21 protein-coding genes are annotated in these 20204 nt (G+C 60.7%); 9 read left to right on the forward strand and 12 right to left on the reverse strand.

Translation table 11 applies throughout. From position 1 onward, the window contains the following. Positions 1 to 56: 56 nt before the first annotated feature. Entirely contained in the window at positions 57 to 737 is a 681-nt protein-coding gene (locus tag I6E56_RS05225; RefSeq protein WP_197136497.1) for a response regulator transcription factor, read from the reverse strand. Continuing rightward, complete coding sequence (locus tag I6E56_RS05230) at positions 734 to 1888, reverse strand: cell wall metabolism sensor histidine kinase WalK (protein WP_197136499.1); 1155 nt, start codon at positions 1886 to 1888, stop codon at positions 734 to 736. Before I6E56_RS05230 ends, I6E56_RS05225 begins: the two co-directional genes overlap by 4 nt. Positions 1889 to 2055: 167 nt before the next feature. Between I6E56_RS05230 and phoU the strand changes: the two genes are divergently transcribed. Continuing rightward, positions 2056 to 2709: a phosphate signaling complex protein PhoU gene (phoU, locus tag I6E56_RS05235; RefSeq protein ID WP_197123348.1), complete on the forward strand. Its 654-nt coding sequence runs from the start codon at positions 2056 to 2058 to the stop codon at positions 2707 to 2709. A 104-nt stretch (positions 2710 to 2813) separates the two neighbouring features. On the opposite strand, the gene I6E56_RS05240 is transcribed toward phoU, so the two are convergent. The 4 genes from I6E56_RS05240 to I6E56_RS05255 all read right to left on the reverse strand — a co-directional run bounded on the left by I6E56_RS05240 (position 2814) and on the right by I6E56_RS05255 (position 5660). Beyond that, positions 2814 to 3557 (reverse strand): phosphoglyceromutase, encoded by a 744-nt coding sequence (locus I6E56_RS05240; RefSeq protein WP_197123346.1) that lies wholly within the window; start codon positions 3555 to 3557, stop codon positions 2814 to 2816. Between the two features lie 32 nt (positions 3558 to 3589). Next, the gene (locus tag I6E56_RS05245; protein ID WP_307842782.1) at positions 3590 to 4663 is read right to left on the reverse strand and encodes a glycine cleavage T C-terminal barrel domain-containing protein; all 1074 of its coding nucleotides are present in this window, start codon (positions 4661 to 4663) and stop codon (positions 3590 to 3592) included. After that, a complete protein-coding gene (locus tag I6E56_RS05250; RefSeq protein ID WP_197136503.1) occupies positions 4653 to 5249 on the reverse strand; it encodes an FABP family protein in 597 nt (198 codons plus the stop codon). Before I6E56_RS05250 ends, I6E56_RS05245 begins: the two co-directional genes overlap by 11 nt. A 156-nt stretch (positions 5250 to 5405) precedes the next feature. Beyond that, positions 5406 to 5660, reverse strand: a complete 255-nt coding sequence (locus tag I6E56_RS05255; RefSeq protein ID WP_197136505.1) for a hypothetical protein — start codon at positions 5658 to 5660, stop codon at positions 5406 to 5408. A gap of 95 nt (positions 5661 to 5755) precedes the next feature. On the opposite strand from I6E56_RS05255, the gene I6E56_RS05260 reads away from it, so the two are divergent. The 8 genes from I6E56_RS05260 to pstB all read left to right on the forward strand — a co-directional run bounded on the left by I6E56_RS05260 (position 5756) and on the right by pstB (position 15106). After that, complete coding sequence (locus I6E56_RS05260) at positions 5756 to 6487, forward strand: response regulator transcription factor (protein WP_197136507.1); 732 nt, start codon at positions 5756 to 5758, stop codon at positions 6485 to 6487. Between the two features lie 74 nt (positions 6488 to 6561). Beyond that, on the forward strand, positions 6562 to 8742 hold the full coding sequence (locus I6E56_RS05265; protein ID WP_197136509.1) for an RNA degradosome polyphosphate kinase: 2181 nt from the start codon (positions 6562 to 6564) through the stop codon (positions 8740 to 8742). After that, complete coding sequence (locus tag I6E56_RS15295) at positions 8739 to 9677, forward strand: NUDIX domain-containing protein (RefSeq protein ID WP_197136511.1); 939 nt, start codon at positions 8739 to 8741, stop codon at positions 9675 to 9677. The genes I6E56_RS05265 and I6E56_RS15295 overlap by 4 nt, the downstream gene beginning before the upstream one ends. A gap of 104 nt (positions 9678 to 9781) precedes the next feature. After that, positions 9782 to 10861 carry a phosphate ABC transporter substrate-binding protein PstS gene (locus tag I6E56_RS05275; protein ID WP_197136513.1) on the forward strand — a complete coding sequence of 360 codons (1080 nt, stop codon included), beginning with the start codon at positions 9782 to 9784 and terminating at the stop codon, positions 10859 to 10861. 176 nt (positions 10862 to 11037) lie between these two features. Next, entirely contained in the window at positions 11038 to 12132 is a 1095-nt protein-coding gene (locus I6E56_RS05280) for a phosphate ABC transporter substrate-binding protein PstS (RefSeq protein ID WP_197136515.1), read from the forward strand. 149 nt (positions 12133 to 12281) lie between these two features. Further along, the gene (gene pstC / locus I6E56_RS05285) at positions 12282 to 13226 is read left to right on the forward strand and encodes a phosphate ABC transporter permease subunit PstC (RefSeq protein WP_197136517.1); all 945 of its coding nucleotides are present in this window, start codon (positions 12282 to 12284) and stop codon (positions 13224 to 13226) included. Next, positions 13226 to 14308 (forward strand): phosphate ABC transporter permease PstA, encoded by a 1083-nt coding sequence (gene pstA / locus I6E56_RS05290; RefSeq protein ID WP_197136519.1) that lies wholly within the window; start codon positions 13226 to 13228, stop codon positions 14306 to 14308. The genes pstC and pstA overlap by 1 nt, the downstream gene beginning before the upstream one ends. Before the next feature lie 18 nt (positions 14309 to 14326). Next, on the forward strand, positions 14327 to 15106 hold the full coding sequence (gene pstB / locus I6E56_RS05295; protein ID WP_197136521.1) for a phosphate ABC transporter ATP-binding protein PstB: 780 nt from the start codon (positions 14327 to 14329) through the stop codon (positions 15104 to 15106). Between the two features lie 74 nt (positions 15107 to 15180). Here the strand turns inward: pstB and I6E56_RS05300 are convergent, their stop codons facing one another. The 6 genes from I6E56_RS05300 to I6E56_RS05325 all read right to left on the reverse strand — a co-directional run bounded on the left by I6E56_RS05300 (position 15181) and on the right by I6E56_RS05325 (position 19875). After that, positions 15181 to 16443: a Dyp-type peroxidase gene (locus I6E56_RS05300; RefSeq protein ID WP_197136524.1), complete on the reverse strand. Its 1263-nt coding sequence runs from the start codon at positions 16441 to 16443 to the stop codon at positions 15181 to 15183. Beyond that, positions 16444 to 17013: a copper chaperone PCu(A)C gene (locus I6E56_RS05305; RefSeq protein WP_197136526.1), complete on the reverse strand. Its 570-nt coding sequence runs from the start codon at positions 17011 to 17013 to the stop codon at positions 16444 to 16446. Between the two features lie 7 nt (positions 17014 to 17020). Beyond that, positions 17021 to 17584, reverse strand: a complete 564-nt coding sequence (locus I6E56_RS05310; protein WP_197136528.1) for a copper resistance CopC family protein — start codon at positions 17582 to 17584, stop codon at positions 17021 to 17023. 117 nt (positions 17585 to 17701) lie between these two features. Further along, the gene (locus I6E56_RS05315; RefSeq protein WP_197136530.1) at positions 17702 to 18304 is read right to left on the reverse strand and encodes a hypothetical protein; all 603 of its coding nucleotides are present in this window, start codon (positions 18302 to 18304) and stop codon (positions 17702 to 17704) included. Between the two features lie 66 nt (positions 18305 to 18370). After that, on the reverse strand, positions 18371 to 19270 hold the full coding sequence (locus tag I6E56_RS05320; protein ID WP_197136532.1) for an anti-sigma factor domain-containing protein: 900 nt from the start codon (positions 19268 to 19270) through the stop codon (positions 18371 to 18373). Beyond that, on the reverse strand, positions 19267 to 19875 hold the full coding sequence (locus I6E56_RS05325; protein WP_197136534.1) for a sigma-70 family RNA polymerase sigma factor: 609 nt from the start codon (positions 19873 to 19875) through the stop codon (positions 19267 to 19269). The genes I6E56_RS05320 and I6E56_RS05325 overlap by 4 nt, the downstream gene beginning before the upstream one ends. Positions 19876 to 20204: the final 329 nt, after the last annotated feature.

Here is a 20204-nt window from a genome sequence, read left to right on the forward strand (position 1 = left end):
AGGCACAGAGCAGCGCATACCGGCTTTGGCGAGCCGGTATGCACCTCGCCCGGCATCTAGTCTTCGAAGCGGTAACCGAGCCCGCGAACCGTCACGAGCATCGTCGGCTGTGAAGGAGTCTTCTCGATCTTCGAACGGATGCGCTTGATATGAACGTCGAGCGTCTTGGTGTCTCCGAAGTAATCGGCGCCCCACACTCGATCGATCAGCTGGCCACGCGTGAGCACACGACCACCGTTGCGAAGCAAGAGCTCGAGTAGTTCGAATTCCTTCAGCGGCATAGTGACGTCCTCACCGTCCACCGAGACAGTGTGGCGCTCAACGTCCATCCGCACTCCCCCGGCTTCAAGAACCGAGTCTGTCTCGTCGATGTCCTCTGTGCGACGGCGCATTACGGCACGGATGCGGGCCAAGAGTTCACGAGTGGAATATGGCTTGGTCACATAGTCGTCCGCTCCCAGCTCGAGACCTACCACGATGTCCACTTCGCTGTCCTTAGCCGTGAGCATGATGATGGGAACGCTCGAGCGTGTACGGATCTCACGACACACTTCCGTGCCGGCCAGGCCGGGCAGCATGAGATCGAGCAGGATGAGGTCCGCGCCATTGCGGTCAAACTCGGCAAGCCCAGCGAGCCCGTCATCGGCGATCGTCGTCTCGTAGCCTTCGCGCTCCAAAAGGAACGCGAGTGGCTCACTCAATGACGACTCGTCTTCGACGATCAGAATGCGGGTCATTTTCTATCTCCAGTTGCGTTGATTACGTCGGGATCAATCTCGGGAAGTCGAATGGTGAAGGTCGAGCCGTGGCCGAGTTGCGACCATACTCGGATGTCGCCGCCGTGGTTTTGCACGACGTGCTTAGCGATGCTGAGGCCAAGTCCACTGCCGCCCGTGTGCCTGCTGCGTGCAGGGTCACTGCGGTAAAAACGTTCGAAGACGCGGTCGAGCTCATCTTCGGGAATTCCCACGCCCTGATCGGTTACCGAGATCTCTACGGCACCGTCGCGGTGACGAACCCCGATGCCCACTCGAGTGTTCTCTGGCGAGTATTGCACGGCATTCGAGATGAGGTTATCAAGGGCGAGCACAAGCAGCGTTTCATCACCGAAGGTCTCGAAACCGGTGAGTCCGCCGCTGGCGAGCGTCACTTTATTGAACTCGGCCACCGCACGGTTCTGGTCGATCGCAATCGAGACGACGGTGTCGATATCGACCAGTTCCGCCTCGGCAAGGCCATCAGCAGACTGGAGTCGCGAGAGTTCGATGATCTCTTGCGTGATGCGAGCAAGGCGGTGGGATTCCTTGGTGAGACGCTTTGCGAATCGCTTCACTTGATCTGGTTCATCCGAAGCACTGACGAGCGCTTCAGCAAGCAAACCGACAGCGCCAATCGGAGTCTTCAGCTCGTGACTGATGTTGGCCACGAAGTCCCGACGTACCTCATCGAGGCGGTACGACTCGGTGCGATCCTCGGCCAACAGCAAAACGTATCGTGTGCCCAAGCGGGCAACACGAACAAAAAGATAAATGTTGGCATCACCGAAAGGACCGCGAGACAAGTGCACTTCTTGAGCGATTGGCTCGCCGGTGCGACGAACTTGGTCGACATACTCCACAAGTTCCGGATGCACGAGAGCGTGGTTCCACACCAGACCGTACGTCAGCGCAGCGTGGGAGGCCTTCATGATGTTGTTGGAAGGATCGAGCACGATACCCGCGGATTCCAGCGCATCAATGACCTGATCGACACCATCCGGCACGGCAGAAGACACCACATGGGCGGCCCGTTGACCACGCTTAGCCGCTGCGTAAATAATGAAAGACATACCTCCGCCAAGAAATACCCCGAAAGCGAGGGCGGCCGGCACGAGCCACGCAGAGTCCATAACCACTAGATTAGTTACATCTGAGGCGTTCACTTGCCGCGAGTTCGCGACCGGTGCTCACTTCAGATAAAGTTCAGGCCGCCAACACCTGCTGTTAACCTGACGCGGGCAGGGTGGCCTAAGCCGTGCGGGCTTCGTCATGCCCGTATCGAAGGGACGTAGATAGCGTGCGCGAAGTATTTCAACAAGAACTACGCGAGGTACAAGATCGCCTCGTGGAAATTGCCAGCCTTGTGGCGGTGTCGATAGACAACGCCACAAAAGCATTCAATGAATCCGATGTATCACTAGCTGAAACAGTGATCGCAGACGATGACCAGATTGATGCGGCGGCAGCCGAACTCGACGAGCTCGCGATTAACATCCTCGCTCGCCAACAACCAGTCGCCCGCGACTTGAGGATTGTAGTGAGTGCCCTGCGCATCAGCGCTTCACTCGAGCGCATGGGTGACATGGCTGAGCACATCGCTCAGCTTGCGCGTTACCGCTTCCCCGACAAGGTTGTGCCTAAGTCACTGCGAGGAACCTTCGCAGAGCTCGGTGCACTCGATGTTGCGGTCGCCAACAAGCTGGTAGAGCTGCTCAAGCATGAAGACGTGCGCGTTGCCGAAGAGATTCGCAACGACGACGACAAGATCGACGCGCTGCACTTGAGCGTGTTCGACAAGGTGCTCGGTGAAACCTGGAAGGGCGCTGCGGTCGATACCGTGGATGCCACTCTGGCGTCTCGCTACCACGAGCGCTTCGCAGACCATGCGGTCTCCATCGCCAAGAAGGTTCAGTACCTTGCTACCGGCGACTGGATTCCGGCAGACGACTAAACCCGTCTCATCCTGTGAGCGGTAGTGACTCATTCGAGTTGCTACTACGCAAGAAGCCCCGACGAGATTTCTCTCATCGGGGCTTCTTGCGTGTCAAGTATTGACTACTTCTTGCCCTGTGATGCAACGGCAGCGGCACCGGCTGCAGCTGCTTCAGGGTCGAGGTAGTAGGCCGGCTTGATCGGCATGAAGTTGTCGTCGAGTTCGTAGACCAGCGGGATACCCGTGGGGATGTTGAGGCTCGCGATGTCGTCATCGGAGATGCCATCGAGGTGCTTCACGAGCGCGCGCAGCGAATTGCCGTGGGCGGTCACGAGCACGGTCTTGCCCGCAGCGAGATCTTTGGTGATGTCTGATTCCCAATAGGGCAACATGCGGTCGATGACGAGCTTGAGGCTCTCGGTGCGAGGAATTTCGCCGTCGATGCCGACGTAGCGGCGGTCGTGAACCTGGCTGTACTCGGCGTCGTCGTCGAGCGGGGGCGGCGGCACGTCAAAGCTGCGACGCCACGTCATGAACTTCTCTTCGCCAAACTCTTCGAGAGTCTGAGCTTTGTCCTTGCCCTGCAGCGCACCATAGTGGCGTTCGTTGAGTCGCCACGAACGCTTGACCGGAAGCCAGTCGAGGTCGGCAACCTGCAAAGCGATGTTTGCGGTGTGGATCGCACGCTTAAGCAGCGAGGTGTACTGAATGTCAGGCTGCTTCTCAAACGCGGCGATGAGCTCGCCCGCGCGGTTAGCTTCGGTGCGGCCTTGGTCGGTGAGCCCGACATCCACCCATCCGGTGAAGAGGTTCTTTTGATTCCATTCGGAGTTGCCGTGGCGCAACAAAATCAGCGTGTGAGTCATACCTCAAGAGTACCGAGAATGACCGGATGCCGTTAGCCGCGAGTGACGGCTCCGAGCCGGGGCAGGCGCGGCACGTTGGCTTCGGCACCCGCGTCGGTGGGAACGATGACTTCTTGCGCTGCGGCAATCTCACCGATGTCGGAGGCAACAGCCAGAGTCTCTGCGGCATCCACTCCCCGCTTGATCACGGCGAGGGCGATGGGCCCCAACTCAAAGTGGCGAGCAGACGTAGTGACGCTGCCAACAGTTTTTTCGCCCAGTTTCACTTCGGCGCCCGGTTCGGGCAGTGCACCCTCCGAGCCATCGAGGTGCAGCATGACGAGGCGACGGGGTGGATGCCCGAGGTTGTGCACCTTGGCCACCGTCTCTTGCCCGCGGTAGCAGCCCTTGTTGAGGTGCACGGCGGAGCGCATCCAGTCGAGTTCGTGCGGGATGGTGCGGTCGTCAACTTCGGAGCTGAACCGTGGGCGCCATGCAGCGATACGGAGCGCGTCGAAGGCGAGTGACCCTGCAGCATCGAACGCGCTGAGGTCGGCGTCAGCGGCGACGAGTGATTCGCGGTAGTTCCAGGTGGCAGCCGGGTGCGCATCAGTCTTTGAGTACTGGTGTCCGCCTCGAACAACGCTCGCCCACGGGTCGATCCAGACCAGTGGGATGTCGCGCGAGAGGGCGGCGGGCACCTCAAGGGAGTCGCCAAAACTGCCGACCGTGATGAAGTCGTCGCTGCGGTCAGCAATTTCTACCCGCAGCATGAAGCGCATGCGGTCGAGCCAGGCGGCGAGCGCCTCTCGTTGCGAACTGTCTACAAGCAACCAGAGAGTTTCGCCATCGTCGACGAGACGCATGGCGTGCTCGACGCGGCCATTCGGGTTCAAGAGGAGTGTCTCGGCGCTCTCCCCCGGCTGCAGCCCTGTCAGAGCTTGAGTTGTGAGCGAGTCGAGCCACGTGAGCCGGTCGGGGCCGGTGATCGTGATGACAGCGCGGTCAGCAAGCTCGACCACGGAGCGGCCCTCAATAAGAGTGCGCTGTTCACCGAAAGGATTACCGTAGTGCTCGGGAGGGCTACCGACGGCACCGGGCCGGGCTGCGAAAGAATTATTCGACACGAGCAAGTCTTCCTGATGCGTGGGTACGGAGGTCTTGGCCGAGAGCGGCAATATCCCATGCCCACAGCAAGTGGCCTTCGACGAGTCCATACATGCGCGTAGCCGCGGTGTACGCTTTGGCGCTTTCCGTACGCATGACAGCGTCGGTAGCTAGATCGATGCGTGGCCCCTTGACCTCGCCGATATAAAACTCATTGATGCCACCCGGATGCACGATCGAGACTTCGATCTCAAAGCCTCCGTCGGCAGTGCGCAGCGTTTCGACCTCGTCGGCTGTGCCGTAGGGACGTTCTCCGATTGCCGGCAGCAGGCCGGGACCGGGGTCTCCCTCAGTGGCGGGACGGCGAAGACGCCAGTACCCGGTTTCGGTCACGTGCGGAGTCTTGTTGTCGTCAAGCAACCACGTGTACGAGTTGTAGTTGAGGTGAGGAAGGCCGTCGTGAGTGAAGCTGATGCGCTGTCCGAACTCGACACTGCGCGATTCGTCGCCAACTTTATAGTCGACAATGCCAGTGCCCTCCCAGAGGCCAACGAGCCACGAAAGTGGCGCGAGTTCGGCAGGTCCGGAGGTGTCTAGCTCAATCACGATTCGGCGCGGTTAGCGCTGGCCGCGAAAGAGGTTGAAGACAACGACAACCGACACGTAGCCGATTGACAGCGTCGCGAGACCGAGAAGGCCAACAAAGAAGAGCTCAAGTGCGAGAAGCATGTACTAATCCTATCTCTCTGCGACCGAGCCGCACTAAATCAGAGCGAAAATCGCGGTAGCGGCCGCAACGATGAAGAGCGCACCGACCATGCTCGCAGTGGCGCGCGCGACGAATCCCTCTTTGCGGTGAATTATCAACTGAATAACGAAAGTAAGAATCACGCAGGCAGCCAACACGATTGCCAGCCAGGTGATTCGAAGCTCAGACGGCTCGAAGACACCAATAATGACGGCACCGATCAGGCTTAACGCCCATACGGGCACGACGCTCCATTTTTGCCAAGTCATGCCCCCATCGTAACGATGAATGCGCTGAAGTCGGCCGCCGTCAGCCGGGAGCGCGCACACACGGTAGAATTCCTTTCACGCAGTGGGGAGGCCATATGGCACACATCTTGATGCTTAGCTCTGCGCCCGACGTTGAGCCGCTCCCAGCCCTGGGATTACTCAGCCATACGGTGGAGGTAGTCGTTGCTGCGCCCGCAACACTTGTTGCTGCGCCGACGACAGACCTGATCATGGTCGACGCGACCACCAATCTTGCCGCAGCCAAAGGGCTGTGTAGCGTGCTCAATTCCAGCGGAATCACGGTTCCCCTGTTTGTCGTTGTCACTGATGGAGGCCTCGCGGCTGTCAATCACCAGTGGCACATCGACGATTTCCTCGTTTCAGGCGCTGGACCGGCCGAAGTGGATGCCCGCATCCGTTTGGCACTAGCGCGCCGCGAAGGTGAGAGTTCCGCTTCAAAGATTCGAGCATCTGGAATCGTCATCGACGAAGCCAGCTACTCGGCAAAGGCGCGTGACCGCTCTCTCGACCTCACTTTCAAGGAGTTCGAGCTGCTGCGTTTCTTGGCCTCGCACCCCTCTCACGTCTTCACTCGCGAACAGCTCTTGAGCGAAGTGTGGGGTTACGACTACTTCGGTGGCACCCGCACGGTCGACGTGCACGTGCGTCGCTTGCGGGCCAAGCTCGGCGATCTCGAGTCGCTTATTGGAACCGTTCGCAACGTCGGCTACTGCTTCAATATCGCTGAAGAGACCGAGAAAGAACCCGCAGCTGCCGCGGTCACCGCCACCGTAGCGGACCTTGGTCAGCAAAGTATCGCTGTCTAGCAAACCGCTATCAACTGCCTCCCAGTGTGGGCGGAGTTAATCAGTTGTTCATCACTCAGTGGCAGGATGAGGGGATGGACAACGAGACCGCTATCGTCGACCCGAGCTCTGCAACGGACTCGCTTGACGAGTACGACAATGACGAGTCGTCGAGTGTTGATGATGGAACGCTGATTTTTGATCGCTACCTTGATCGGGAATTGAGCTGGCTTGCCTTCAACCAGCGCGTGCTTGAGCTTGCCGAAGACGAATCTCTGCCGCTGCTGGAACGCGCCAACTTCCTAGCGATCTTCGCCAGCAACCTCGATGAATTCTTCATGGTGCGCGTTGCTGGCCTCAAGCGCCGCATCGACACCGGACTTGCTGTTCCCACCAACACGGGGCGGGCACCGGCAGAAGTGCTCGAAGAACTCAGCGCTGCTGCCCACGCGCTGCAAGAACGTCACGCCGCCGAGTTCCGCAACAGTGTGAAGCCCGCTCTGGATTCCGAGGGCATCCACATTGAGACCTGGGCCGACCTCGGCCCGGAAGACCGCGAGCGCGTCCACGACATCTTCTCTAATCAGATTTTCCCGGTGCTGATGCCACTGGCGGTCGACCCCGCTCATCCGTTCCCTTACATTTCTGGCCTCTCGCTCAATCTGTCGATTCGAGTGCGTAACCCGAAGACCCGAAAGGAAGAGTTCGCGCGCCTGAAGGTGCCGAGCGTTCTGCCTCGCTTCATCCAGCTTCCGGATGACGGCAGTGACCAGCTGCGCTACATCCCGCTCGAAGATTTGATCTCCAACCACTTGGGCGCGCTGTTTCCGGGAATGGAGATTCTGGCGCACCACGAGTTCCGCGTTACCCGCAACGAAGACGTCAACGTCGACGAAGATGAGTCGGAAAACCTCATCAAGTCGTTAGAAAAGCAGATCCTCAACCGCCGCTTCGGGCCACCCATCCGTCTGGAAATCACCGACGACATGGATGACGTCACCCTCGGTCTTCTCGTGCGCGAGCTCAAGATCACCGAGCAAGAGGTATATCGCCTGCCGGCACCACTGAACCTCAGTGGGCTGTTCCAGCTTGCCGGGATCGACCGCCCGCGGCTGAAGTACCCGCGGCACGTGCCGATTACGAGTCCCAGCCTCATGCCGACCGAAGGCAACGAGCGCGCCGATATTTTCCGTGCGATTGCCCGCAAGGACATCCTGCTGCACCACCCCTACGAATCGTTCTCCACGAGCGTTCAGGCATTTCTGGAGCAGGCCGCCGCTGACCCACACGTGTTGGCTATCAAACAAACCTTGTACCGCACCAGCGGAGATAGCCCCATCGTCGAAGCGCTCATCGATGCTGCTGAAGCAGGCAAAGCAGTGCTCGCGCTTGTCGAAATCAAGGCTCGGTTTGATGAGACCGCGAACATCTCGTGGGCCCGCAAGCTCGAGAAGGCCGGCGTGCACGTCGTCTACGGGCTCGTCGGGCTCAAGACCCACTGCAAGCTCGCGCTCGTGGTTCGCCAAGAAGAGGGCAAGCTTCGCCACTACGCTCACATCGGCACGGGAAACTACAACCCAAAGACCAGCCGCCTCTATGAAGACCTCGGGCTGCTGACCGCCGATGATCAAGTCGGAAAAGACCTCACGAGACTCTTCAACGAGCTCTCTGGCTATGCCATCGAGAAAAAATTCAAGCGACTCTTGGTGGCTCCGCGCCATCTGCGCAAGGGCCTTATTAAGCAGATTGAGAACGAAGCTGCCAATGCCCGCGAGGGTCTGCCTTCGGGTATCCGGATCAAACTGAACTCAATGGTGGATGAGGCGATCATCGACTCGCTCTACCGTGCGAGCAACGCCGGGGTTCCGATCGACATCGTGGTGCGGGGAATTTGCTCCCTACGGGCCGGAGTTCCCGGCCTCAGCGAGAACATTCGCGTGCGCTCGGTCCTCGGTCGCTACTTAGAGCACTCGCGAGTATTTGCGTTCCACAACAGCGGAGACCCTCAGGTGTACATCGGCAGTTCTGACATGATGCACCGCAACCTCGACCGACGCGTCGAGGCCCTCGTGCGCATCGTCGAACCCGATCACATCGAGGAACTTGAGTACATGTTCGACCTTGCCGTCGACGAGAATACGTCGTCCTGGTGGCTCGATGCGGCGGGCGATTGGGTGCGCCACGGCCGTTCGGAGACCGGTGAACCCCTCAACGACATGCAGAATGTTCTTATGAAGCGAATAACGCAGCGCAAACGAGGCGGGTCTCGCCGGTGAGCGCCGCGAACACTCCGGTCCTCGCCGCAGGCATAGTCTGCTGGCGCGTCGTCGACGGCAAACCGCGGGTGCTGCTCGTGCATCGCACCGTTCACAAGGACGTCTCGTTGCCCAAGGGCAAGCTCGACCCTGGCGAGATGTTGCCAGAAACGGCAGTGCGCGAGATTCTCGAAGAGACCGGGTTGAGCGTCAACCTTGGGGTACCGCTCGGCAGTGTGCACTACACGCTTGCCAACGGCCGCGATAAGTACGTGCACTACTGGTCAGCCGAAGTGAACGACCACACCCTCGAGGTCGCCAAGTTCACCCCCAACGGTGAGATCTCCTCGCTCGAATGGTTGCCGCTCGCTAAGGCCCGCAAGAAGGTCAGTTACACGCACGACATCGATATTCTCGACCGCTTTGCTGCCGTCTACGACGCCGGTAACGCGCGAACCTTCGCGATGATCGCCGTTCGTCACGGCAAGGCCGTGCCAGGAGAAACCTGGGACGGACCGGATGCCACTCGCCCGCTCATGCACCGCGGAACAGACCAAGCCGCCACCATCGCCGGCAGCATCGCGGCGTTCGCGCCCGACCGCATCCTGAGCAGTACCGCAGCGCGCTGTCTCGCGACGATCGCGCCGCTCGCAGAGCGCACCGAACTCGAAATCAAAGCTACCGATGATCTCAGCCAGGACTCGTACACGAGCAACGGCAAAGCGATCACCGCGCTGGTCGCCAAGCGGCTCAAGAAGCAGAAAACGGCGGTGCTGTGTAGCCACGGCCCGGTCTTGCCGCAGATTGTGAGCGCCCTCGCGGAGGCCGGCCATGCCAAGCCCGACTCGCAGTTGCGCGCAGCGGCCCTGCTTAACACCGGCGACTTCTCGGTGCTGCACTTTGCCCGCGATGCCAAGAAACCACGCCTCGTCGCAGTGGAGACTCACGAGTCCTAGACCTGGTCGAGACAGCTCTAGGCGCCAGCGAGGTAGCCGGGCGGTGAATTCCTTAGGAATTCGCGAGAGAATGACGTGCACGTCATTTTCTCGAAGGGACCCCAGTGAAGTTCACCCGCCTCGGCACCGTCAGCATCATCGCGATGACCAGCGCACTTGCGCTCACCGGGTGTGTACCCACCGACCTTAGCGACGCGTCTGGCCCCTCCGGGACCATTATCGGTGCAGGGGCCTCGTCACAGCAGGCAGCGCAGGAAGCGTGGGTTCGAGGCTTCCAGCTCGCCAACGTGGCCGCCACGGTCGAATACGACCCCATCGGCTCCGGAGGAGGGCGCGATACCTTCATCGGCGGTGGAGCCATTTTTGCGGCATCCGACCGCGCATTCACCGTCGACGAAATCGCCGAAGCCGACTTCATTTCGTGTGTGCCCGACACCGGCATCCTCGAAATCCCGGCCTACATCTCCCCCATCGCGATCATCTTCAACCTCGAGGGCATTGGCTCACTCGACCTCGACGCAGCGACAATCGCCGGCATCTTCACCGGCGAGATTGACCAGTGGGATGACGCGGCCATTGCCGAGCAGAACCCCGACGTAGAGCTACCCAGCCTCAACATCACCGCCGTGCATCGCGCGGATGACTCTGGCACCACCGCCAACTTCACCGATTACCTCACTGGTGCGGCGCCCGACGCGTGGACGGTCGGTTCAATCGAAAAATGGCCGCTCGAGTTCGGCGGCGAAGCAGCACCGCAAACATCCGGTGTCGTTGACGCTGTAACCAACGGAACTGGAACGATCGGGTACGCCGACGCCTCGCGCGCCGGTGACCTCGGCACAGTGGCAGTGAAGGTCGGTGACGAGTACGTCTCCTACTCGCCAGAAGCCGCCGCCGCCATCGTGGACGTCTCGCCATTCGGCGAAGGCCGTGGCGACACAGACTTTGCCGTCGACATTGACCGAGCATCCACCGCAAGCGGGGTCTACCCCGTAGTGCTCATTAGCTATCTGATCGCCTGCAACGAATATGTTTCCGCCGACGGCCTAGATGTGCTCACCGGCTACCTTGACTACGTCATCAGCCCCGAAGGCCAGCAGGCTGCTGCCGCCTCTGCCGGTTCAGCGCCGATTTCGGACTCGCTCTACGAGAAGGCCGCGGCTGCCGTCGCCTCCATCAAGTAGTTTCGGGGCTCTCTTATCCCTCTGGCCCGTAAATCCGGGGCATACCAGCCTCTTGTTGATGGGGCGTTTACCTCCCGTTTACCCAAGCGGGCAAAAGTGGCTACCTGCTGTGCCTAAGTTTTCTATTTGGGTCGCACCGACCTGAAACCTGTAATCAACATCCCGAAGGGAAAACTGTGAACTTCAAGCGTCTTGGCACCATCGGTGCCATTGCTATCGCAGGCACCATCCTCCTCTCCTCCTGCGCCACAGCAGCCGAAGACGGCAGCAGCGACGAGAGCATGTCCGACCTCACCGGCACCCTCGTTGGCGCCGGCGCATCTTCGCAGCAGTCAGCCCAGGAGGCCTGGGTTGCTGGATTCCAGACCGCGAACGAGAACGTCACTGTTGAGTACGACCCCATCGGTTCTGGTGGAGGACGCGACACGTTCATCGGTGGCGGAAGCCAATTCGCTGGTTCCGACCGCGCATTCAGCGCCGAAGAAATCGCTGAAGACAACTTCGCTTCCTGCGTACCCGGCACTGGCATCCTCGAGATCCCGGCCTACATCTCCCCCATAGCGATCATCTTCAACATCGACGGCATTGACTCGCTCAACCTCGACGCTGACACGATCGCCGGCATCTTCACGGGTGAAATCACCAACTGGAACGACGATGCAATCGTCTCCCAGAACGATGGCGTAGACCTCCCCGACCTCGGCATCACCGCAGTTCACCGCGCTGATGACTCGGGAACGACCGCGAACTTCACCGACTACCTGTCGGCTGCAGCTTCCTCGGTCTGGACCGTCGGATCGATCGAAACCTGGCCAACCGAGTTCGGCGGCGAGGGTGCTCCTCAGACCTCTGGTCTCGTTGACGCAGTAACGAACGGCACCGGAACCATCGGGTACGCCGACGCATCGCGCGCCGGTGACCTCGGAATCGTTGCCGTCAAGGTCGGCGACGAGTACGTGCCGTACTCGCCCGAAGCCGCAGCAGCAATCGTTGACGCATCGCCGTTCGCAGCAGACCGCGGCGAGACCGACTTCGCTGTAGACATCGACCGCGCCACTGACGCATCGGGTGTCTACCCGGTCGTTTTGATCAGCTACCTCATCGGTTGCAACGAGTACGCATCGAGCGACAACGTTGACCTGGTGAAGGCCTACATGTCCTACATCATCAGCGACGAAGGTCAGGCAACCGCAGCAGAATCTGCCGGTTCAGCTCCGATCTCCGCTTCGCTGTTCGAGAAGGCTCAGGCTGCAGTAGACGCCATCAAGTAACACCCTTAAGTCTGCTTCGACCCCGTTGCTTCGCGCAGCGGGGTCGGGCAGACTTTCCACTGGGCCCGGCGCACTGCGCAGTTCCCCGTGAGCACCATGCAGTACAGATCACGCACCAACCCACGCCAGCGATAAGGGATACTCGACACATGACCTCGACTGCGGCCCCCCGTAATCGCGCGAAACAGCGCCCCGGAGACCGCCTCTTCTCCGGTACGGCCCTCGCTGCTGGCGCGCTCATCCTCGCGATTCTCGCAGCCGTCGCTGCCTTCCTCGTTATTCAGGGAGTTCCCGGAATCGCCGCGGACCCCGAAACCACGTCACTTCTCGAGGGAACGAACTTCTGGTCGTACGTCGGCCCGCTCGTCTTCGGAACCCTCTGGTCGGCTGGCTTGGCGCTCATCATGGCCGTGCCGATCGCCATCGGAATCGCCCTCTTCATCTCGCACTACGCACCACGACCGCTCGCAGCAACACTCGGCTACATCATCGACTTGCTCGCCGCGGTGCCGTCCGTAGTCTTCGGCCTCTGGGGCGGTAACGTTCTCGCAGTCGGAGTGCAACCTGCCTACTCCTGGCTTGCCGAAAACCTCAGCTGGATCCCCTTCTTCGCCGGCCCCGCCTCCGGCACCGGCCGCACCATCCTCACGGCTTCCATCGTTCTCGCCGTCATGATCTTGCCGATCATTACCGCCATCTGCCGCGAAGTCTTCCTCCAGACTCCCGTGCTCCACGAAGAAGCCGCTCTTGCTCTCGGCGCCACTCGCTGGGAAATGATCAAAGTCGCTGTGCTCCCCTTCGGTCGCGCCGGCATCATCTCAGGAGCCATGCTCGGCCTCGGTCGCGCCCTCGGCGAAACCATGGCTGTTGCTATGGTGCTATCGGCCTCCAACGTCATTACTTTCAACGTGATCAGCTCGATCAACCCCTCGACGATCGCCGCAAACATCGCACTGAGCTTCCCTGAGGCTTACGGACTCAATGTGAACGTACTGATCGCAACAGGCCTGATTCTGTTCGCCATCACGCTGATCGTCAATACGATCGCGCGCTACATCGTCAACCGCCGCAAGGAATTCTCGGGAGCGAACTGATGACTACCACTACACCAGCGCGCCCCATCGAGAACGCGTACGCCGCCGGGCAACTGCCCCGCTGGGCTCCACTGCTCATCCTGATCAGCAGCCTCGCTACCTTCGTCGTCATTTTTATGTTCGTTCAGGCCGGCCAGCCTGCTGGCGAGTTCAACGTCGTTGGCGCTGTGCTTCTCGGAGTCGTGCTCTACGGAATCGTTCTCGTGACCGTCTCACGGCTCGTTGAAGGCCACCGTCGCGCCACAGACCGCCTCGTGACGACTCTCGTCACCCTCGCGTTCGTTATCGCGCTCCTGCCCCTCATCTCGCTGCTCTACACGGTGGTCGTGAACGGTGCAGCCCGCTTCGACGTCGATTTCTTCACCCTCTCGCTGCGCAACGTTGTCGGTGCCGGCGGCGGAGCAGCCCACGCCATCATCGGAACCCTCGAGATGACCCTCGCCGCCAGCATCATCTCCGTGCCAATCGGGCTCCTCGCCTCGATCTACCTCGTCGAATACGGTCGCGGTCGCCTCGCCCAAGCCATCACGTTCTTCGTGGATGTCATGACCGGCATCCCCTCGATCGTTGCTGGCCTCTTCGCCTACTCCCTCATCGTGATGATCTTCGGCCCCGGCGTGCGCGTCGGAATCGCCGGCGCGGTCGCGCTGTCGGTGCTCATGATCCCCGTGGTCGTGCGCTCAAGCGAAGAAATGCTGCGACTCGTTCCCAACGAACTGCGTGAGGCCGCGTTTGCACTCGGTGTGCCCAAGTGGCTGACCATTCTGAAAGTTGTGCTGCCGACATCCATCGCCGGAATCACGACCGGTGTGATGCTCTCCATCGCCCGCGTGATCGGTGAAACCGCCCCGCTGCTTGTTGCCGCAGGCTTCACCAACAACTTCAACTACTCGCTGTTCAGCGACCGTATGCAGAGCTTGCCCGTGTTCGTGTACAGCTCCTACATTTCTCAGGGCACCGACGCCCAGGCCTACATTGATCGGGCGTGGGCTGGAGCACTCACCCTCATCCTGATCGTGATGGCTCTGAACCTCCTGGCACGCATCATCGCCAAGATCTTCGCCCCCAAGACCGGTCGATAACCGAAGGAACCCCTATTCGTGTCTAAGCGCATCGAAGTTAATGACCTCAACGTCTACTACAGCAAGTTTCGCGCTGTAGAGGATGTCTCGCTCACTATTGAGCCCCGCACCGTAACCGCCTTCATCGGCCCATCCGGTTGTGGAAAATCGACGTTCCTCCGCACGCTCAACCGCATGCACGAGGTCATCCCCGGCGCCTACGTTGAGGGTGAAGTACTGATCGACGGCAACAACCTCTACGCCCCAGGCGTTGACCCCGTGAGCGTTCGCCGCCAAGTGGGAATGGTATTCCAGCGACCGAACCCGTTCCCCACGATGTCGATCCGTGACAACGTGCTCGCCGGCGTGAAGCTCAACAACAGCCGCATCACCAAGAACGACGCAGACGACCTCGTTGAGGCCTCCCTCGTGGGCGCAAACCTGTGGCAAGAAGTCAAGGATCGTCTCGAGAAGCCAGGATCGGGCCTCTCCGGTGGACAGCAGCAGCGACTCTGCATCGCCCGCGCCATTGCCGTCAAGCCTGACGTCGTGCTGATGGATGAGCCGTGCTCGGCCCTCGACCCCATCTCCACCCTCGCCATCGAAGACCTCATCGAGGAGCTCAAGCAGGAGTACACGATCGTGATCGTGACCCACAACATGCAGCAGGCATCGCGCGTCTCCGACCGCACCGCCTTCTTCAATATTGCGGGCACCGGTCAGCCGGGCAAGCTCATCGAATACGACGACACCACAACGATCTTCTCGAACCCCAGCATCCAGTCGACTGAAGACTACGTCTCGGGCAAGTTCGGCTAACGAGCCGCCTGAGCACAACAGAACAGCCCCCGCGCCATCTGGCCGGGGGCTGTTCTGTTGTCTGCTCGCACGCTCTAGAAGAGGGTGTCTCCGGTGTAGCCGCCCTCCTGGCAGCCGGGCGGAATAGCAAAGACCGCTGACCCGATGGGTGTGGTCCACGTGTTGAGCAGGTCAAGCGTGTCGAGGGCCTTCTGCACGGGAACAAACTGCTTATCGACATCCGCTTGGAATGCCGCGAAGAGCAGCCCAGAGTTGGAGACGCTCTCGGCGCCCGTGAGCACCGTGTCGTCGTAGTTGTAGCCGCGACGGAACATCTTGTTTGCCGCCTCGTTTTCTTTCGCCCGACGAACATGGGCGAAGGCGGGGATGACTGGGAAACCCAATCTGTCTTTCGCCTCCAAGTCGGGTTCGTCGCCCTCAACGGTGCCGGTGAGGGGCGCTCCGGTGTCGAGGGTGCGACCGATGGTCTCCTCGCGGCCGAGGCGGTCGATCTTGTCCCAGCCATCGAGATCCATGGCGATACGGCGCAACACGAAGCTCGTGCCACCCTCCATCCACGACGGAACGTCTGTGCTCCAGACCGCCTCGCTGAACTCGGTGGTGCCGGGCGAAGGATTGCCAGTGCCATCGAGCTGACCGAAGAGATTGCGCATAGTGGCGGCGGGATTCTCGGCTCCTGCAGCGCGACGGAAGCCGCTCTGCGACCACCGCGGTAGAGCGAAGCTCCGAGCATCCTTGAGCAGCATGCGCGCGGTGTGCGTGACCGTCAGAGGGTCGTTAGCGCCGATCTGGATCAGGAGATCGCCATCGCAATAGGCGGGATCGAGCTGGTCGATGCCGAACGCCGGAAGTGGGCCGAGCCACGCGGGCGCTGCTTTGCCTGCCAGCTCGACGACGCGAGGTCCGAACCCGAAGGTGACCGTGAGCTGCGCCGGGATGACGGCGAGCTCAGGCTCGGAGTCGGCCAACGCGGGCTGCCCCGCCGTGAGGCGAGCTGCGTCATCCGTCAAGACGCCCATGAGGCGACGCAACCCAGAAGCGTCGATATCGTCGCGCAGATCGAGCGCGATAAAGACGGCGTTGGACTGGGCTGGCGTCTCGATGCCAGCCTGGTGGGTGCCGTAGAACGGCACAGCACCTTCGAAGGCCTCCTGCGGAGTGAAACCCGCAGTCGTGGCATCACCCGAGCTCGTCGGCGCGACCGAACCCGAAGTGCCACGAACGATGCTCACTCCGGCTGCTGTTGCCGCGCCGACACCCGCCGCAGCGGCACCGCCCCAGAGGAGGTGCCGCCGCGAGAGCCGACGCGAAGTGTCAGGCTCTACTGGTTCAGACAATTATTCGTCCATCTCCATGTCATCGTGGTCCATGTCGCCGTGGTCCATGTCCATCTCGTCGTCGCCCTCGTAGTTCTCGTTGGCGCCGGAGTAGTCCTTGGCCGGAGCCGTGAACTCGAGCGTGCTGCCATCATCGAGCGTGAGGGTGACAGTGACGTCATCTCCCGCAAGAATCGGGTCAGTAACGCCCATGATCATGATGTGGTTTCCGCCGGGCTCAAGCATGAGCATTCCGCCCGCCGGAATTGTAAAGCCACCCTCGATCGGCTGCATGACCATGTCACCCGATTCGTTCTCCAGCGTCTCGTGGAGTTCCGTCATGTCTGAGGCACTCGTGGTCGCCGACACGATCGTGATGTCGTGATCGGTGGGGTTTTCAACCATGCCGAACGCGGCGGTCATGCCGCTGTCGATTGCCTTGACCCACGTGTCAGACGTCGTGAGGGTAGCGGCGGTCGACTCCATGGTGTCGTCGCTGTCGGTGGATGCTGTGGTCGAGCATCCGGAGAGAGCAAGTGCCCCTGCCGCGAGAACGGCGATGAGGCTGAAGGTCTTGTTGGTGCGGATCATTTCTGTATTACTTCTTTCGTCTAATCCAGAACCATCGCGCTGCGATGACTCCGGCAAAAAGGACGATGCCGCTACCGGCACCGATGAGGCTGGTGACAACGAGCGGACTCATGCTCGTTGTCGAGTTGTCTGATGGTGATGCTGCGGTGTCGGGCTGCTCAGGGGTTTCTTCTTCCAAGCCGAAAGTTGCCCCCGGCGTCTCCTGACCAACCGCGAATTCGAAACTGCCCGAAATCGGGTGGCCATCGCTCGACACCACACGCCACCGCACCTGATAACTGCCCTCCGGCAGGTCAGGCAGCAGAGGCTGGATGGCGGTGCGATCTGTCACCTGCATGGGTCCACTGACCCAGTCGGTGCCGTCGGCATCCACCACCATGGCAAGTTGCGTGATGTCCATGAGCTCGCCCGTAAATTCGAGAGTGATCTCGCTCGGGGCAACCTCAAGCACTTCGTTCTCATTCGGAGCTTGCCCAATGATTTGGTCATGAGCAAAAGCCGTCTGAGGCAGCGCGAATACGAGCAGAGCAGCAAGAGCCACTCCCCCGACTACGCGCGCACATGTACGCACAAACGTCATCTGAGTTGTCAGCTTTCCGTTGTTATCGCGGAAGCGCGCGGTGCCCAAGGTGGGCGGGCACGCGCAACCGCACAGGGGCGGCACAAAGCCACCACACTGCAGAGAGGGTTAGGAGAAGACCGCGCTGACGGTCGGTGGCCCTCTGCGGCTCACAACAGAACGCAACAACTCAAGCGTTGCGGTGAGCTCTTCACGGCAGACGGCGCTAGCAACAACCGTGCGACGGATGACAACGGGAACAACCTGAGGCGAGAACAAGCGACGAAGGTGGCGGCCAGCACTCGCGACAATCGAACTGAGCGCGGTGACGCCCTGGCGCAACGCCACAATCGTGATGATGCCGGCAACGATGTGGCCTGCGGTCATCGCCCCCGCACCGTGGGCGCCGTGATTAATCGAACCCGCGACGACCGTGAACGCGAGGTCGTGGTGTCCGCTGGACTGCGCCACGACATTGCCCGGATTGCCGATAACCGCAAAGACGGTGTGGAAGAACGTTTGAGCGATCGTAACCGCCACAGCAACGCGCGGGAGCGACATCCGCTTTCCGACGAGCGGAATGCTGATGAGCGCCGCGAAGGTGAGGGCAAGCACGAGAGCAACCCAGCTTGGCGTGCTGCCACCGCCAAAAACGTGGGCGGCGGCGGCGACAAAAACCGAGAAGGCAGCGACAATCAGCGCCCGGAGAACTTGGGTTCCCCTGCCGATCATGATCGCTCCTCAGCGTGCGTGAGTGTGCCGTATAGGCGAGCGTGCTGTTAGCCGCTCGCCACCAGTTTACGCGCTCTCGAAGACCACGATGGGATCAGTGGTTGGCGCATCCGAGCCACCCTTGGGTTCGATCGTGACACCGACGACATCGCCTACGCCCATTTCGCCATCCAAGACACGCCAAGTTGGGCCATCGTCGGCGGCGTCCATGAGGCCAGCCGGTCGCGCACCAGCCTCATCGATGTACCACAGTTCATACACCTGATCAGCCGGCAACGCTTCAAGACCATCAACGATGACCGCGGATGCTGCAAGCTCACCCGACCACACGAAAGTAGCCGTAGCTCCTCCAGCAACAGTAGAAACCAGTCGCTGCGAATCACTCGCCGCATTGATCGAGGCAAGCTGGTCGGCCTGCTGCGACGCAAAAGTGGACTGCTCAATGTTCGAGCGACCGATCGAATCCGCCACCACCCCACCCGCAACAATGAGCGCAACCGCAGCAGCTACCGCCGCGAGCGCCGTTGCCGGACGCGTAAACCAGCGAGCCTGAGCCTTGGTCTGAGCGCGAGTTGCCGGGGCAGCAGGCGCGGTGCTTGACTGCTCGGCCGAGTCGGCGGCCGCGAGCGAAACCTGAGGCGCCAGAGACGTGACCGGGGCAGACGGGGCGGATGCGACATCCGCAGTGCCGGCGTCGTTGCTGGTTGCAACAACGTTGGCTTCACGCGGCAACTGCGGAGTCTGCGCAATCAGCGCCATGAGGTTGTTCTTAAGCGCTGGCGGCGGCGTAACCGGGTCAACGGCCAGGCCGAGTGCTACTGCCGTGTCAAGGAGTTCAGTGGTTTCGGTGCGAGTTTCGCTGGACGAGGCCAGGTGCTTCTCGAAGGCTTCGCGCTCTTCTGGGCTTAGCGCGTTGAGGGCGTAGGCGCCAGATTGGGCGGCGAAGTCGTCGTTGCGGTCGTTCATGATGCCACCCCCATTTCGTCGCGTAAGCGAATCATTCCATCACGTAGTCGGGTTTTGACAGTGCCGACAGGAACCTTGAGCATGCTCGCCACCTCACTGTGGCTATAGCCGCCGTAATACGCAAGGGAAACAGCTTGGCGCTGGAGTTCAGTCAGTCGGGACATGGCCTTCTCTACCCTTTCGTGTTCGAGTCGGACTTCTATGGTTTCTGAAACGTGATCGTAGTCCGGGTTGTGATCACGGATGCCGATGCGTACGTCACGGTCGCGAGACGACTGTGATGCACGTACACGGTCAACAGTTCGGCGGTGAGCCATGGTGAGAATCCAGCTGACCGCGGCGCCCCGGTTCGAGTCGAAACGGGTTGCGGTTTGCCAGATCTCTAAGAAGATTTCTTGCGTCACTTCTTCGGACTGCGAATGGTCACGCAGGAGCCTCTTGACGAGTCCAAAAACTCGGGGGGCCATCTGGTCATACAGCGCGCTAAATGCGGCTTGATCACCAGTGGCGACACGCTCGAGTAGGTCTTGCGGGCTTGTGGCGGGCACGCCGGGTTCTTCGGGCGTTACGCCGACATCAGCTTCACGAGACATAAGGACAAGCATGACAGGTTCCTGTGCTCCTTCATCGCAGTTTTCGGGTTCAGCAGCGAATCTTCAGTCAGTGGATGCGGGCCGACACTGGAGTGTGTCAGTTGCTTTCACTGGTGGGTAATTCGGTGCCCTCGCGTGAAGGGATTGGTCGGCATTCAGAAACCGTGGTGTTGCCTTGCGGTGCAGTGCGGTCGTGCCGCATTGTGCCCGCACAGAAGAAAAGCCGAGCCACAGAGAACGCCTCACGACGCAGGGCCGCTCTAAGCGGCTAATTTTGGAGCCCGGGGTTACTGTGGCCCGGCGAAGAAAAGTGTAGCAAAGGGCTCCCTGTGTGCACGCTC

The sequence above is a fragment of the Salinibacterium sp. NK8237 genome (genome assembly GCF_015864955.1).
Classification (GTDB): Bacteria; Actinomycetota; Actinomycetes; order Actinomycetales; family Microbacteriaceae; genus Rhodoglobus.